The organism is Paenarthrobacter sp. 10L420, from assembly GCF_056395385.1.
In genome coordinates, this window is record NZ_JBFTJK010000002.1 from 220,236 (window position 1) to 236,390 (window position 16,155).

The 16,155-nt window shown below is 61.9% G+C and carries 13 protein-coding genes; 7 read left to right on the top strand and 6 right to left on the bottom strand.

Annotated elements, in window-relative coordinates:
* From nhaA to AC1DD5_RS06240, 3 genes are all read right to left on the bottom strand, one after another.
* Positions 1-1,299 (bottom strand): Na+/H+ antiporter NhaA, encoded by a 1,299-nt coding sequence (gene nhaA, locus AC1DD5_RS06230; RefSeq protein WP_477520885.1) that lies wholly within the window; start codon positions 1,297-1,299, stop codon positions 1-3.
* Positions 1,300-1,457: 158 nt separating this feature from the next.
* Positions 1,458-1,679: an SCO4848 family membrane protein gene (locus AC1DD5_RS06235; RefSeq protein WP_442006299.1), complete on the bottom strand. Its 222-nt coding sequence runs from the start codon at positions 1,677-1,679 to the stop codon at positions 1,458-1,460.
* Position 1,680: 1 nt separating this feature from the next.
* On the bottom strand, positions 1,681-2,178 hold the full coding sequence (locus AC1DD5_RS06240) for a DUF2505 domain-containing protein (protein ID WP_431119148.1): 498 nt from the start codon (positions 2,176-2,178) through the stop codon (positions 1,681-1,683).
* Positions 2,179-2,371: 193 nt separating this feature from the next.
* Between AC1DD5_RS06240 and mfd the strand changes: the two genes are divergently transcribed.
* The 7 genes from mfd (at position 2,372) to AC1DD5_RS06275 (ending at position 14,119) form a co-directional block, all read left to right on the top strand.
* Positions 2,372-6,004, top strand: coding sequence for a transcription-repair coupling factor (gene mfd / locus AC1DD5_RS06245; RefSeq protein WP_477519760.1), 3,633 nt, complete (start codon positions 2,372-2,374; stop codon positions 6,002-6,004).
* 4 nt (positions 6,005-6,008) lie between these two features.
* Complete coding sequence (locus AC1DD5_RS06250) at positions 6,009-6,818, top strand: metal-dependent hydrolase (RefSeq protein ID WP_477519759.1); 810 nt, start codon at positions 6,009-6,011, stop codon at positions 6,816-6,818.
* Between the two features lie 94 nt (positions 6,819-6,912).
* On the top strand, positions 6,913-7,725 hold the full coding sequence (locus tag AC1DD5_RS06255) for a glycosyltransferase (RefSeq protein WP_477520886.1): 813 nt from the start codon (positions 6,913-6,915) through the stop codon (positions 7,723-7,725).
* Complete coding sequence (locus tag AC1DD5_RS06260; RefSeq protein ID WP_477520887.1) at positions 7,722-9,152, top strand: glycosyltransferase family 4 protein; 1,431 nt, start codon at positions 7,722-7,724, stop codon at positions 9,150-9,152. Before AC1DD5_RS06255 ends, AC1DD5_RS06260 begins: the two co-directional genes overlap by 4 nt.
* A 35-nt stretch (positions 9,153-9,187) precedes the next feature.
* The gene (locus tag AC1DD5_RS06265) at positions 9,188-12,172 is read left to right on the top strand and encodes an oligosaccharide flippase family protein (RefSeq protein WP_477520888.1); all 2,985 of its coding nucleotides are present in this window, start codon (positions 9,188-9,190) and stop codon (positions 12,170-12,172) included.
* A gap of 5 nt (positions 12,173-12,177) precedes the next feature.
* Complete coding sequence (locus AC1DD5_RS06270) at positions 12,178-13,320, top strand: glycosyltransferase family 4 protein (RefSeq protein ID WP_477520889.1); 1,143 nt, start codon at positions 12,178-12,180, stop codon at positions 13,318-13,320.
* The gene (locus AC1DD5_RS06275; RefSeq protein WP_477520890.1) at positions 13,310-14,119 is read left to right on the top strand and encodes a PIG-L family deacetylase; all 810 of its coding nucleotides are present in this window, start codon (positions 13,310-13,312) and stop codon (positions 14,117-14,119) included. Before AC1DD5_RS06270 ends, AC1DD5_RS06275 begins: the two co-directional genes overlap by 11 nt.
* Before the next feature lie 60 nt (positions 14,120-14,179).
* Here the strand turns inward: AC1DD5_RS06275 and AC1DD5_RS06280 are convergent, their stop codons facing one another.
* The 3 genes from AC1DD5_RS06280 to AC1DD5_RS06290 form a co-directional block, all read right to left on the bottom strand.
* Positions 14,180-14,407, bottom strand: a complete 228-nt coding sequence (locus tag AC1DD5_RS06280; protein WP_442006291.1) for a hypothetical protein — start codon at positions 14,405-14,407, stop codon at positions 14,180-14,182.
* Positions 14,408-14,459: 52 nt separating this feature from the next.
* Positions 14,460-15,152, bottom strand: coding sequence for a deoxyribose-phosphate aldolase (gene deoC / locus AC1DD5_RS06285; RefSeq protein ID WP_477513762.1), 693 nt, complete (start codon positions 15,150-15,152; stop codon positions 14,460-14,462).
* 127 nt (positions 15,153-15,279) lie between these two features.
* Positions 15,280-16,140 (bottom strand): FAD-dependent oxidoreductase, encoded by an 861-nt coding sequence (locus AC1DD5_RS06290; protein ID WP_477513761.1) that lies wholly within the window; start codon positions 16,138-16,140, stop codon positions 15,280-15,282.
* Positions 16,141-16,155 lie beyond the last annotated feature (15 nt).

Genomic DNA, 16,155 nt, shown 5'->3' on the forward strand with positions numbered 1-16,155 from the left:
CTAGGCGCGGCTGAAGACGTCAGGTACGCCGTCGCCGTCGTCGTCCCGTTGTTCTTCTGCCTGAACCAGGCGGTACCGCCGGTTCCGGGCCCTGAGCACGACGGCGGCCAGCAGCGCCGCGATCAGGGAACCTGAGAGGATGGCCACCTTGGCGTGGTCATTGTGTGCAGATCCCGCGCCGAAGCTCAGCTCGCCGATCAACAGGGAGACGGTGAACCCGATCCCCGCCAGCAGTGCCAACCCAAAGAGGTCGATCCACGCAATGCTGGAATCCAGGCTCGCACGGGTGGTTTTGGTCACCAGGAACGTGGTACCGAAGACGCCTACGGCCTTGCCTATTACCAACGCCGCAACAATTCCCACGGCCACCGGATCACTGAGCGCGGCCCGCATGCCGTCGAACCCGCCCAGCGCCACCCCCGCGGAGAAAAACGCGAAGACAGGCACGGCGAATCCCGCGGAGAATGGGCGCAGCCGGTGCTCGAAGTGCTCAGCGAGCCCTTCCTCCGGCTCACCCTTTTTCCCGCTGTTGAAGACCGGAACCGCAAAGCCCAGCAGCACCCCGGCCACGGTGGCATGGATGCCGGAGGCATGGACGAAGCCCCAGGTGGCCAGGGCCAAGGGGAGCAGGATGTACCAACTGCGGATCCGCTTCTGGACCAGGAACGTGAAAAGGGTCAGCGGCACCAGCGCGGCCAGGAGCATGAGGGGCTGGATCCCGGTGGAGTAGAAGAAAGCGATGATGCCGATGGCGATGAGGTCGTCCACTACCGCGAGAGTCAGCAGGAAAGTCCGGAGCGCGGCGGGAAGGTGTGTGTTGATAACGGCAAGCACGGCCAGGGCGAATGCGATGTCCGTAGCCGTGGGAATGGCCCAGCCTTTGAGTGTCTCCGAGGCGGAGCCGAGGTTGAAGAGGACGTAGATCAGGGCAGGAATAACAACTCCGCCGACGGCGGCGGCCACCGGTACAACGGCGCGGGCCGGTTTCCGGAGTTCCCCGGCAACGAACTCCCGTTTGAGTTCAAGGCCTGCGAGGAAGAAGAACACAGCCAGCAGGCCGTCGGAGGCCCAATGCCCGACGCTGAGCTGCAGGTGCCAAGGTTCGTAGCCTATTTTGAGGTCGCGTAATGCGAAGTAACCGTCAGCGGGGGGGGAGTTTGCCCAAATCAGCGCAATGACGGTGGCGGCCAGAAGGAGAGCGCCGCCCACGGTCTCTGTTCGAAGGATCGAGAGGATCCGGCGGTACTCGGGGTAGCTGGAGCGGCTGAAAACAATGGTGGTCAGGGGTTGTTTGGCCACGGTGGCTCCTGTGGGTCGAGTAGTCAAGGGCAGGCATCGCAAAGACACCGCCGACCAGACTTCCCGGCACACCAAAGTCCATTCTACCCAAGTGAGTCGCAGCAGTGCGCGCTATGAGCTCTCAAAACGCGCACTGCTGCGACTTACTTGGGCGAAACTTAGGCGAGAAGCCCCGTGATCCCGATGACCGCCGTCGCTAGTCCCAGCACCATGGAAATGGACACCAGGACCACGTGGACGGTCAGGAACCTTGTGGCCTTCCCCGCAGCGTCGCGGGCCCGGGGGTCCTTCATGACGCGCTTCAGGAACTGCGGCCATACAACCAGGGACCATACGCCGGCAACGATCAGGACCCAGCCCAGAATGGCGGGGAGCTGCATGCTAGTGGCTTTCGAGCCAGGCCTGCGCCTGCTGGGACTGGATGTTCAGGGCCTTGCCAACCATCGGTTCAGCAGCATCGGCAATCTTGCCGCCGAGGAACGGAACGGACGAGGAAACGTTGCCCTCGAGCTCGATCCGGGTGTTCGCGCCTTCAGCCACGAGGCGCTGGACGGCTGTGACGTCAAGCGGAGCGCCGGAGACCTTCAAGGCAATCTTGCTGGCGCGGGAGCCGTCTGCTGCGGGCGCCTCCCACTGCTCGGTCTGCGTAACGGTCAGGCGCTCGCCCACGAACTTGCGGGCAATATCCGGCAGACGGGTAGTGGGCAGAGTACGAACCGTGGTGGTGCTGAAAGCGCCGGCAGGGTCGCCGTCGATCGTGAACGATTCCAGGGAGCCGCCCACCAGTTCGCTCGTGTGACGCAGGAAGTCTTCGTCGACAAAGACGGCCGCTACTCGGTCAACGCTGTGCGGCAGGGTGGTGGATGCACTCAGGGCCATGGGTCCTCCGTGGATATGTTGGTGGTGAAGCTCTTTTAGCTCCCAACATCCTACGGGGTGTCCGTGGCCACAGCGGAAATGTCCCGCCATCAACGGGCCCTGAGGGAGGGGTAGGCTGGAATGACCCGGCATTCGTTCGAATTTCCGGGCATTTGTGTTGCCTGCCCTTGGACCCACCCTAGGAGTTTCAGCCATGAGCCTCAACGGTCTGCGCCGCGCACTGGCGGAGGACAAGACTTTTGCGCGCGTCCGAACTGAGGCTCAGCGGCCCTTTTCGGCCCGGAGCACGGACTACCAGATCAGCGCCCCTACCGGGATGCGGGCAGTTCTCCTTGCAGAAATGGCCGATGGCCTTGCTGCCCAAGGAGCCGACGCCGCGAACGCCCCTGTTGTGCTGGCAGTCACCGCCACCGGGCGTGAGGCCGAGGACCTGACAGCGGCACTCGCCTCCTATCTCCCCGCGGACTCGGTGGCTGCTTTCCCCAGTTGGGAAACCCTCCCGCACGAGCGGCTCTCGCCGCGTTCGGACACCGTAGGTCGCAGGCTCTCCGTCCTGCGCCGCCTGACCCACCCTGAAACCTCGACGGCGGCACCCTTGCGTGTGGTGGTTGCTCCGGTTCGCGCCGTGGTCCAGCCGATTGTTGCCGGTTTGGGCGACCTCGTTCCCGTAACGCTGCAGGTAGGACAGGAACGCTCGTTCACCGATGTTGTCCGGGCCCTCTCCGACGCCGCTTATGCCCGGGTTGACATGGTGACGCACCGAGGTGAATTCGCGGTTCGCGGCGGCATCCTGGATGTTTTCCCTCCCACGGAGGACCACCCCATCCGTGTGGAGTTCTTCGGCGATGAAGTTGACCAAATGCGGTGGTTCGCTGTGGCCGACCAGCGTTCGCTGTCCGCTCCCGGGATCCACCACCCCACGGAACTGCACGCCCCGCCGTGCCGTGAAATCCTGATCACGCCCTCCGTCATGTCCCGCGCTGCCAAGCTCAAAGCCGATATGCCGGCGGCGGCTGACATGCTGGAGAAGATCGCCGGTGGCATCGCCGTTGAAGGTATGGAGTCCTTGGCTCCGGTCCTGGTGGATGCCATGGTCCCGTTCGTGGACCAGCTTCCGGCCGGGTCCTTGAGCGTGGTCATCGAACCGGAAAAGGTTCGCACCCGCGCGCACGACCTCGCCGCAACCAACGAAGAGTTCCTGGAAGCTGCTTGGTCAACGGCGTCCGACGGCGGTTCCGCGCCCCTTGATCTGTCCTCCCAGGCATCCACTGACTTGCACGCCGCGAGCTTCCGTTCCCTGACAGACACCCGATCCGCCGCCTTGGAACACAGCGTTTCCTGGTGGTCCATCACCTCGCTCGCGACCGATGAGGACCTGGTGCTGGACATCGACGTCCTGAACCTCCATGCCCGGGAACCGCGTGGTTACCAGGGCGAGGTCGCGGAAATGCTGGACTTCATCGGCTCACGTGTCCGCGAGCAGTGGCGCTTGGTAGTTGTTACGGACGGCCCGGGACCGGCCCAGCGCCTGGTTGAGCTGTTCCACGATGCCGACATCCCCTGTGCACGCGTGGACTCGCTGGACAAGGATCCACAGCCGGGCATCATCGAGGTGACCACTGCCGCCGTCGGGCGTGGTTTTGTCCTTGACGGCCTCAAACTGGGCCTTTTGACCGAAGCGGACCTGCTGGGCCGCGCCACCGCCAGTTCCACCAAGGACATGCGGCGCATGCCGTCCAAGCGGCGGAATGCCGTGGACCCCTTGCAATTGCACGCAGGCGACTTTGTGGTGCACGAGCAGCACGGAATCGGCCGGTTCGTGGAGCTCATTCAGCGCAAGGTGACCGGTACGTCGTCCTCCGATGCAGGGCTGCGTGAATACTTGGTGCTGGAGTACGCAGCATCCAAGCGTGGCGCTCCGGGGGACCGCTTGTTTGTCCCCACGGACCAGTTGGATCAGGTCACCCGCTACGTCGGCGGGGACGCCCCTGCCTTGAGCAAGATGGGCGGCGCTGACTGGGCCAGCACCAAGTCCAAGGCCCGCAAGGCCGTCAAGGAGATCGCCGGAGAGCTCATCCGGCTGTACTCGGCCCGGATGGCCTCCCGCGGACACGCCTTCGCCCCGGACACCCCCTGGCAGCGCGAGCTCGAGGAAGCTTTCCCGTATGTGGAGACCCCCGACCAGCTGACCACCATCAACGAAGTCAAGGCGGACATGGAGCGGGAAATCCCGATGGATCGCCTCGTTTCCGGGGACGTCGGCTACGGCAAAACCGAGATCGCAGTCCGAGCGGCCTTCAAAGCTGTCCAGGACGGCAAGCAGGTAGCGGTCCTGGTGCCCACCACGCTGTTGGCCCAGCAGCACTACGAGACCTTCACCGAACGTTTCTCCGGATTCCCGCTGCGGGTGAAGCCCCTTTCGCGGTTCCAGAGCGGCAAAGAAGCCAAGGAAACAGCCGAGGGCGTCAAGAGCGGCGCCGTCGATGTTGTGATCGGCACGCACCGGCTGCTGTCCAAGGACTTTGAGTTCAAGGACCTGGGGTTGGTGATCGTGGATGAAGAGCAGCGCTTCGGTGTGGAACACAAGGAAGCACTGAAGAAGATGCGCACCAACGTGGACGTGCTGGCCATGAGTGCCACGCCGATTCCGCGTACCTTGGAAATGTCCCTGACGGGTATCCGCGAGACGTCCACGCTGGCAACCCCGCCGGAGGAACGCCACCCGGTACTCACCTATGTGGGTCCGTTCACCAACAAGCAGACGTCAGCGGCCATTCGTCGTGAGCTGATGCGCGAAGGGCAGGTGTTCTTCGTGCATAACCGCGTGTCCTCGATTGAACGAATTGCCGCACAGATCCGCGAGCTGGTCCCCGAGGCCAGGGTGGAAGTGGCGCACGGCCAGATGTCCGAGAGCCGCCTTGAGAAGATCATTGTGGACTTCTGGGAGAAACGCTTCGACGTCCTGGTCTGCACCACCATCATTGAAACCGGGCTGGACATCTCCAACGCCAACACCCTGATTGTGGACGGCGCCGACAAGTACGGACTTTCGCAGCTCCACCAGCTCCGTGGACGTGTTGGTCGTGGCCGTGAACGTGCCTACGCCTACTTCCTCTATCCTTCGGAAAAGCCCTTGGGCGAGGTGGCCCTGGAGCGGCTCAAGGCTGTGGCGGCACACAACGAGCTCGGCGCCGGCATGCAGTTGGCTATGAAAGACCTCGAAATCCGTGGTGCGGGAAACCTGCTGGGCGGTGAGCAGTCCGGACATATCCAGGGAGTGGGCTTCGACCTTTACATCCGGCTCGTGGGCGAGGCTGTTGCCGAGTACCGCGGCGAGGCCGAGGAAAAGGCAGCCGAGATGAAGATCGAGCTGCCCGTCAACGCCCACTTGCCGCATGATTATGTGCCGGGTGAGAGGTTGCGCCTGGAGGCCTACCGGAAGCTGGCCGCGGCGGTGACCAGCGAGGCCATCGATGAGGTCCTCGCCGAACTCGTGGACCGGTACGGTGAGCCGCCCTTGCCGGCGCAGAACCTCATCGCCGTGGCCCGATTCCGGGTGGGGGCCCGCGAGGCCGGCCTGTCCGACGTCGCGCTCCAAGGCAACTTCATCCGCTTCTCGCCGGCGCAATTGCCCGAATCCAAAACCATGCGCCTGAACCGCATGTACCCGGGTTCCCAGGTCAAGCCTGCGCTGGATGCTGTGCTGATCCCCAAGCCCAAAACGGCCAGGATCGGTGGCCGTGATCTGCAGGACGCCGAGATCCTCCACTGGGCCAACAACGTGATCGAAGCGATCTTCTCAGATGTACCCGTAAAGGCAGGCTAAGCGAATGATGGGAGGACACCACGCCGCGTCGGGAGCCGCGGCGTGGATTGCCATTGCCTCGACCGGCCCCTACGCCTTGGGCTGGTATCCGCTGGACTCCACCGGCATCCTGATCGGAGCCATGGCGACGGCGGGCACCGCCTTGGTGTGCGACTGGGACCACCGGCACAGCACCATTGCGAATTCGCTGCCGCCGCTTTCGAATGTCATTGCAGTGGGAATCGAGAAAGCCAGCGGAGGGCACCGGCAAGGCACACACTCGCTGTTGGGAGCCTCGGCCTTTGTAGTGCTGGCAGCCATGGCAGCTCAATTTCAGATGATCACGCCGGCAGGGAAGCTCTCTGTTGGCGCTGGTTTGCTGTGTATGTTCATGATCAACCTGGCAGCTAAGGCTTTGAACCTGTTTCCGAAGTCCGGCTGGATCACCAACTGGCTGTTCGCTGTGGTGATGGCTGGCCTGGTGACCTGGTTTGCACCGGATCAATGGGGTTGGTTGCCGCTGTCAATGCTGACGGGTGTCGTCGTCCACATTGTGGGGGACATGATCACCGTGGGTGGCGTCCCGTTGCTGTGGCCGATCGTCATCAAGCCACCTAAATTCCTCAGGAAATCACTGATCAGTGGCATTTGGCGGGCCAACGGGGCTTTTTCGATTCCGCTGCTGGGCAGGGCTGGATCACGGCGCGAGTGGCTGGTGCTGATTCCTGTCAGCGGATACGCCATGGTTGGAATGGGGGCAGCGGGTTGGGCTCTGGCCCAGCAACATTGGCCTGGAGTGCTAGCGGCATTGGGTGGTGTGATCCAGGCCCCTTGATCGGGACGCCAAGTTGGCGTCATGTCTCGCGGCCTGTGCCCACTCCCTTTACGAGAAAACGAACTTTTACGTTTTCACGTATACGGAGGTTCAGATGGCTGTGCTCCACTCACGCAGTATGCACATCGGCAGCAGGGGAGGCCTTCAGGCACTGCGACATGCAGATTCACTGCGCCGTTCCTTGGTTGATCTTGAAGTCATAATTCCGGCCTACAACGAGGCCGGACGGATTCCCAATACCCTGCTGCAGGCCGTCGATTTCCTGGCAAGTCAACCGTGGTCTTCGAGGATCGTGGTGGTGGATAACGGCAGCGTTGACGAGACCGGGGCTGTAGTCCGCCGTATTTCGCGCGAGACAGGAAGCCGTGAGACAGGGAGCACCGTCCCGATTTCCGTGATCGGGTGTTCCCGTCGCGGCAAGGGGGCAGCTGTCCGCCGGGGCCTCCTCAGCGGTACGTCACGTTTCACGGGATTCTTTGATGCCGATCTGGCCACACCCTTGGATACGCTGACTGCTGCCATGTCCCACCTCGAAGAGGGTGCTGCAGCAGTTATTGCCTCGCGCCACGCGCCGGGTTCCACCCTGGTCCGTCCGCAACAACTGGGACGCCGCGTCGGCGGTACTGCTTTCCGCGCACTAACTAAGTCCAAAGTGAAGGGCATCTTCGATACCCAGTGCGGCTTCAAATTTTTTGAGCGGTCCTCGCTGACGGCTGCCATGGTCCAATGCCGCGCGACGGGATTCGCCTTTGATGTGGAGCTGCTTCTGAGGCTGCAACACCAAGGGGCCCGAATCATCGAACTGCCTGTCGCCTGGACTGACGGAGAATCGTCAACCTTCCGGCCATTCCACGACGGAATCGCCAGTTTTGCCTCCGTGCTTCAACTAGAGAAATCGATCCTATGACCAGTGCTTTCCCAATGTCGCCGACACATCTTGCTGGAAAGCACGTACTTATCCTGAACTGGCGTGACGTCGGCCATTCCCAGGCCGGGGGCGCCGAGCAATATATGCACGAGATTTCCCGCAGGTGGATAGAGGCCGGGGCTGAAGTCACGTGGTTTACCGGACGTGAAGCGAACCAGGCTGCGGAGGACGTCATCGACGGCATCCGGATACTTCGCGCTGGCGGTCCCTTGGCAATCTATGCCCACGCCGCGCTCAAGCTCGTGCGAACAGGCAGTCTTTACGATGCTGTGGTGGATTGCCAGAACGGAATCCCGTTCTTCTCGCCGCTCTTCATGCCGGGCAGGACGCCGATCATTCAACTGATCCATCACGTTCACCAAGAGCAATTCAGCAGCAGGTTCTCTCCGCCCTTGGCTGCCCTCGGTCGTTTCCTGGAAAGCCGCGGCGCAAAAGCTGTCTATGGCCAGCGTGCCATTGTTGCCGTATCACCCTCCACACGGTTGGAACTTCGCAGGCTCGGGTTCTCCGGTCCTATACACGTAGTACCCAATGGCACCATCGACGTCCCGGCCGAGGTTGGGCCCAGGGCGCCTGAGCCCACCATTACGGTGGTCAGCCGCTTGGTGCCGCACAAACGACTGGACTTGCTGCTGGGCCAGGTTGCCGTTGCAGCCTCCCGTATCCCTAATCTGCGCCTGGAAATCGTGGGCGATGGGCCCGAAAGAGGCCGCCTTCAGCAACTCGCGATGGACCTGGGGCTAAGCCACGTCGTGACTTTCCACGGCTATCAGCCCAACGAGGTCCGCAACGGGCTGCTGAACCGGGCATGGCTTACTACTTCCACATCGGCGTCAGAGGGCTGGGGATGTTCAGTCATCGAGGCAGCCGCTTGGGGCGTTCCCTGCCTTGCATTGCGTGTTCCAGGCATCCGCGATTCCGTAGTGGACGGCAGCACAGGATGGTTGGTGGATACAGCCAAGGAATTCGGGAGCGCCATGGTTGCCGCCTTGGAGGCGTTGGCTGCCCATGAGGCATCGCAGGAGTTCTCTGCACAATGCCAGGAGTGGGCACGTTGCTTTACGTGGGAGCGGAGTTCGGCGCTTCTGGCTGGTGTTGTCCTTGAAGAGACGCAAAGCCTGGAAGCCACCGGTGGACGCAGTTCCCGCTCCGATATGTCCACACTGGTTCGTTTCGAACTACCGCCAGGCACCGATCTCCGGGCCATACTGCGTCCCACCGATGAAGTGTGGGAGGGCGACGGCCAAGCCTCGGTACTGATGAAAGGCCGCGATGAGTTCGAAGCCTTCGCGGTTTTGAAGCAGATCGGAGTTGACTCGGCAGAGTTGCAACCGGCCGGACGAAGCGTCCTGCTGGCCGGACCCGCAAGCGCTGCTTCGCCTGCCCACGCCGTTGATGGCCTGTAGGGCGCATACGGCCGGAATCGGCCAGGAGTGTGGACATGGCTGACACTTTGCTTCAAACGGATCAGGAAACCAAGCCCGGTGGTGTGGAAAGTCTGCCGGGACGGAGAAACAAAAGAGGTGAAAACAGCAAAGTAGGGGAGAACAGCGTCTTCCTGGCCATGTCGGCCGGTGTAGTGGGTGCAGTCAGTTACGTCTGCAGTTTACTCATGGCCAACATGCTGCCGACCATCGACTACACGCATTTTGCGTCGGCCGCGATGCTGATGGGAATCGTGGGGATTGTCGCATCAGCGTTGGTACCTCTTCCCTTGTCCCATGTAGTCGCTGTCAATCCTGAAGGCTCCGAGGAACGCAAGGATGGCCTGGCCTTCTCGGTTTTTGTGTCATGCCTGGCGGGAGCAGCGGCAGCCGTAGTGACAGGAATGGTGACTCTGGCCTTTGCCACACCAGCGCTGGCAGGCGCTGTAGCGCTGGGTTCGCTGGCCATCTTCATCGTGACGGCACCCTCGGGCTGGTTGCAGGGTGAATTGCGTTTCACTTGGGTTGCCTTGACAAACATCGGCGAAGTTGTCCTCAGGCTCGGGTTCAGTGTGTTGGTGATCTTCCTGGCATGGGGTGCCGGGGGAGCGGTCCTCGGATTTGCTGTGGGTTCAGTAGCTCCACTTGCCGTGCCACTTTCCTTCTATCGGGACCTGCATTGGCGTCCGCGTGTGCTGCTGGACAAATGGCGGTGGGCGGAGACCATCGAGATCGCATCGGTGCTGTGCGTAGTTTCAGTACTGGTTGGCCTGGATGTTGTGGTGGTTGGGTTTCTGGACGAAGGATCCTCCGCTGCAGCCGGATTCCAAGCTTTGGCGTCAATCGCCAAGGGGCCGGTGTATGTGGCGGCCGGTACTGCCTTGGTGGTTTTCCCCTTGCTACGCACCCCAGGCGCGGACGTGCGCCAGATCCTTGGAGCCGCCTTCACCTCCTTTGGGCAATTGGCGGTAGTGGCCTTCGTCATTATCGCGACGGCACCGCACGCGCTGGCCGGGCTGATTGTGCCCCAGAAGTATCACGGCTCCCTGGAGCTGCTGCCATGGTTGGCGGTAGCTGGCCTTGGCTACGCGGTGCTGATGGTACTGTCCACCATCCTTCTCGCGGTGAGGGCGTACCGGCGATGCCAGGTAGGCCTTGCCGTCGCTTGCCTTCTGGTGGTGGGTGGGTTGTGGGCTGGCTGGTGTCTGAATACTGTTGCCGGCATGGCAGTGGGCTCAGCGGCGGGTTCCGTGCTGGCCTCCGTGGTTCTGGCCCTTATAGCTCGTCCCGTTCTTGCCGCCGCCAAGCGTCCGGGAGGCGTGGCCTGGCGGTGGTTTGCCTACCCAGCCGGACTGGCCGTCGTGCTGGGCGTGGCCAGCCAGTTTCAACCATTGCTGTGGCTGCTCCTGGCGTCCGGCACAGGCTCTGCCATACTGGCACATCAGCGCGGTCTGTTGCCCGGCTGGAGCAAAGTTGCGCGGCGTGTTCAGAGACTCACGGGCATCTGGATGCCGTTCTTCGCCGTTGTTGCCGGAGCCTTCTGCGTTCGTGCCCTTGGTCTTGAACGGGGCTTCGAGCTCTGGGTGGATGAGTTGCTGTACGTGCGTTTAGGCGAGTCTGTCAGTGTGGGCCAATTTCCAACGCTCCCGGATGGACCGTTCTTCCTCCACCCGCCGGGCTATTTCATCCTTGAAGCCGGTGTCATCAGGCTGTTTAACGTCTCTGGCGAAATTGTGGATGTCGTACTGCACTTGCGATGGCTCAACGCCGCGCTCGGAGCACTGACAGTGGGTTTGGGGTTCCTCCTTGTCAAAAGGCTCACCAGTGCCGCGCCCGCGTGGCTCTGCGCTGTGCTACTTGCGTTCGAGCCTTTCATTCTGCGCAACAACAGCCATGCCTTCCTCGAGACCTCGGCCATGGCGGCTGTGCTTGCAGGGTTTTTGATATTGCTGCGAACGCCGAAGCGAGCAAAGGAACCTGTCCCTTTCCTGCGATTGGCTGTAGCGGGATTGCTTCTGGGATACGGAGTTCTGTGCAAGGACTTCTTCATCATCTGCACCTTCGTTCCGGTGCTGGTTGCTGTGTTGTGGAAGCAGACCCTGCCTTGGCGAGAGGCTGCGGTGGTGGCGGCGATGGCTGCCATTCCCTATGCCGCTTACCTCGTCGTGATAGCGCTGCGGGGACAAATGCCGGATTGGGTGTGGGCCAAAAGCAATGGGCTGCTTCGGATGTCCGGGGTTGAGAAGAACACGGGTTTCACGGCGGAAGGCTCGCCGAGCATCGTGTCCCGGTTGATCGAGCAGAGCGGTCACTTTGGCACCAGTTATATTCTCCTGGCACTGTGTCCCGTAGTGAGCCTCCTCTTGTGCTTCAGCCTTCATGCAGGGCGGCGGTTTGTTGGACTGGCGGGGCTGGCTCTGGGTGTCGCGGGCGCCTACAGCGCCATCTTCGGCACCTTCGAAGAGCAATATGGGTATGGCGTCATGGTGGCAGGGGTCCTGTGCTCCGTGCTGGCCGTGGTGGAGCTCATTGAGAGATATCCGAAGGGTCGAAGGGCCCTCGGGGCGATGTCCATCTGCTTCATTGCTTTGGCGGTGCTCCTTGGGGTGCGCACGGCACTCACTGTGGACAATGGCTTTGCCAGTGCGAGGCAGTGGGTCACAGCGAACCTGCCGGCTGATGGGCGCGTCAGCGTCACCAACAGCACTGGGGAGTTGGCATTCAGGGACGACGCCAGGTTCGGAATCTGGCCATCAGCACCCTTGATGAAAGAGCATGGCGTCAATTACATCCTGACCCAGTCGCTGCCCATCAGCCAGGGATACGGCTACGCGAATCCCGCGATGCTCGCCTGGCTAAAGGAGCACGCAACTCCTGTTTTCACTTCCGAGGGACCCACCAATGGTGATACGACGCTCTGGTTCGTGCGGGAAGCGGATCTGGACGTTGCGGCATCGGCGAATATCGGGTTCCCGTCCAAAGACCATGGCACAGAACGGTAAAGATCATGAGGGTTTTACATCTCGGGTTCGAAGACCCAGGCATGCCCGGCGCCGGTGGGGGATCAGTGAGGACACACGAGGTCGATCGTCGGCTGGTTGCCAACGGCTTCCGAATGACGGTCCTGACCACCAGATACCCCGGGTGGTCTGAACGTGTGCAGGACGGCGTTCACTACGTGCCGATCGGAATAGGCCATGGGCGGAACAGATTAGCCCGGCTCCTGGGCTACGTGCTGATGCTGCCCTTTGAGGTTCGACGGCGTCGCGGAGCCGCAGATCTGGTGGTGGAGGACTTTTTCGCGCCGTTTTCCAGCATGGCTGCGCCGCTCTGGACAAAGCGCCCCACAGTTGGCCTGGTCCAGTGGCTGCATGCGCGAGAGAAAGCACGTGAATATGGGTTGCCCTTGCATTGGTTGGAACAGTGGGGTGTTAGGCGTTACCGACGGATGATCGCAGTGTCGCAGGGCATCGCTGACCGCTTGACGGCCATGAACCCCCACGTTCGTGTGGAGGTGATCGGTAATGGTGTGGATCCCGCAGCCTGGAAACCCGAACCCAAACCCGGACAGGACATCCTATGCATTGGGCGTTTGGAGTTCGGTGGCAAAGGTCTCGATTTGCTGCTGGCGGCCTGGGAAAAATGTGCGGGACGTGTTGATGGCCAGCTCCTGATTGCGGGTGCCGGTCCCGACGAAGCTAAGCTTCGCGCCGTCATTGAAGAGAGGGGTCTCTCCAACCGGATACGCCTCCTGGGGTGGCTCTCCGGGGAGCAGAAATTCCAAGCGATGAGTGATGCGCGGCTTGTGGTTGTTCCCTCCAGGCAGGAGACGTTTGGGTTGGTGGCCATCGAGTCATTGGCAGTTGGAACTCCGGTCATTGCCTTCGATATCCCGTGCTTGAGGGAGATTGTCCCCGACGCCGCCGGCTGGTTGGTTCCGGCGTTCGACGTCGAGGCCCTTGCCGCCGAGATAACGCGCAGATACGCACAGGACGGACTGATGGAGGTGGGGGCCCAAGGCAGGGCGTTTGCTTCAGGCTTCAATTGGGACCGGCTCGCCGAAATGCAGGCCACATCCTTTCGCAATGCAGTTGCTGAAGCAGCTCCAACCGGGCCTCATCCACAGGAAGGGCCTCCGCATGGCAATTGAATCGAAAATCGAACGATCCTTGGCAGGCGACGCTCCCTGGCTGTTCCTGTCGCCCCACCTTGACGACGCGGTTTTGTCCTGTGGTGCGCTTATTGAGGCGCAGGCGCAGGAACGGGAGATCATCGTGGCAACTGTGTTCACGGAAGCCTCCCCTGCACCGCACACCCGGGCCGCCCGCTCTTTCGTGCGTCAGTCCACGCTTGAGGATGGCGTGCAACTGTTCGAGGCCCGCAAAGCAGAGGACAAGGCTGTCCTTGCTGCCATGGGCGTACAGCTCATACATCTGGGCGCCGTGGATGCCTTGTTCCGTCGTCGACAGTTACCGCGGCTCGCCAGAGGCGCGTGGAACAAGCTCCTGCCGGAACTGACACACCGCTACTCGACGTATCGATTCGACATCGCGCTCGGACGGATAGCACGGGGAGATAAAACGCTCATCCGGCAACTCCAGGACGATGTTGCCGAGCTAATGGCCGTGACCAAGGCCGAACTGCTCTTCGTTCCTGTAGGTGTGGGTAGCCGTGTTGACCACCTCATCACCCGCAAGGCCGGGGAAGGCCACCCTGAAAACCTGGTCCTTTATTCGGACTTTCCCTACGATTTGGTCTCGCCGCCGGATACGGCAGGGTTAGCGCGCCTTGGGTACCAACCGTGGATTTGGGCAGAAGGCTTGTCATCCAAGCACCCGCGGATCAGGCAGTACTCCACACAAGCCGATGGGTTGTTCCCCAGCGGTGTAATTCCCATCAAAGCGGAAACCTACTTTGTCCCGCGTTCTTCCCGAAGCTCAAGCAGTTAAGCCCGCCCCAAAAGCAATGGCCCGGGCACATGCCCGGGCCATCACATATTGCGTGAAAGTTTAGCTTTCGCCAGCTGAGTCCGAGCGGCCAAGAATGGTCTGCGGAATCCAGAATGCGAGGGCGAACAGGCCCAGGCAGACGGCCATCGGCCACGGGTTATCCAGGCTGAGGAAGGACAGGGAGTAGATAGCGCCCAGGAAGAGCACGATCATGACCACGAACAGGACAATGCTTGTGCCGAGGTTGTTCTCTTTTTCAATGGGGGCGCTTGTTGCGTTCTTGGACATTCATTCCTCCTCGGCCCCGCAGGGCTCAAAATCTGTGGCGGTCGCGGATGCCTCAGTAATCCGATGAACCCTGTTCACCTTTGACAATGGCTATTCCGGAACTCGCTCCGATACGTGTTGCACCAGCAGCAATCATAGCCTGTGCGTCAGCCAGGGACCGCACTCCGCCTGACGCTTTGACCCCAACATCAGGTCCGACGGTCTTGCGCATCAAGGCAACGTCTTCAACGGTTGCTCCGCCGCCGTTGAAACCAGTGGAGGTCTTGACGAAGTCAGCCCCTGCCTCAACGGCGGCTTCGCAGGCAATGACCTTCTGTTCATCGGTCAACATGGACGTCTCGATGATGACCTTCAGGATCGCTTCGCCGGCGTGGACAGCTTCGGCGACGGCGGTGATGTCATCCACCAAGGCGCCCTTGTCATTCGCGCGCGCGGCCGCCATGTTGATCACCATGTCGATCTCATCGGCGCCATCCAACACCGCGCCGCGGGCTTCGAATGCCTTGACGTCGCTGGGTGTGGCGCCCAGCGGGAACCCAATAACGGAGCAGGTCAAGACTCCGGATCCTTTGAGGGCCTTCGTGACGGTCTTGACCCAGATCGGATTGACGCAGACGGACTTGAATTTGTACTCGACGGCCTCGGCGCAAACCTTCAAAACCTCTGCCTCGCTGGCCTCCGGCTTCAACAGTGTGTGGTCGATGTACGAGGCGATGCTTGCAGGCGCGACGGCTTCGTTGCTCATGGGATCCTTCCGTGCCGGGCATGGCCGGCCCGATGGCCGCAGGGTTGTCACTGCCCGTCAAAGGACCATCTTGCCATATGGTCCGGGTGCCGGTCGGGGTTGTCCACAATGGCAAGAGAAGCAGCAGTCAGGCCGCCATCGCGGCCTGCTGGTTGCTGCCCCATGCGCCCAACAGCATCCCCGAGGCGCACAGCATCGCGGAGGACTCGGCAGAAAGGAGAAGACCCAGTCGGAGGCCGTCGCAGGAAGCCGCGTCGCCAATCGCCCAAATGCCGGGGACGGAGGTGGTGAGATCGCGCCCTACTGCGATCCCGCCGTCGGAGGCAATCAGGAGACCTGCGCTTTCGGCAAGCTCGCTGCGCGCGATACGTTCCTCGGCGAGGACCACGAGGTCGCCGTTCATGCTGCTGCCGTCTTCGAACAGGATGCCGGTCGCCGCTGGCGTGGAACCTGAGGTGGAACGAACGACGGCGGCTGGCCGGAGGGTGGTGCGGACGGGACGGACACCGCGGGCCCGGAGCACGGCTTCTGCCTGGCCCGCTGCGGGACCATTGCCCACGAGGATTCCCAGCGGGCGCCGGCCGACGATCCTGGTGACGTCCTTGATCGCTTCACCGATGTTCGCGGCGTCATCGATGGTGGAGTAACTCAGGCCCGTTTCGGCCCCGGCGACCGGCGGAAGGCTTGGAGCTGAACCCGTGGCGATCACGAGTTGGTCGTAGGAGAACTCCATGCCATCCACGGTGGTGACGATCTTCGCTGCGGCGTCAATGAAACTTGCGGGCTGCCCGAAGCGGACCGAGACCTGCGGCAGATCTGCCAGTTCCAGGAGCGCCTCGGGGCATTCGTCGCGATTGCTGAGCACGGTGACGGTGCCATCGAAGGGGCGTTGCCGGGAACCTGAACCGCTGCCGGCCAGCCGCCGCACCAAAGCCTGGGCTGCGGGACCTGCGCCTGCAATGACGATGTGAACGGGTGTGGAGGACATGTTTGGCCCTTTCGC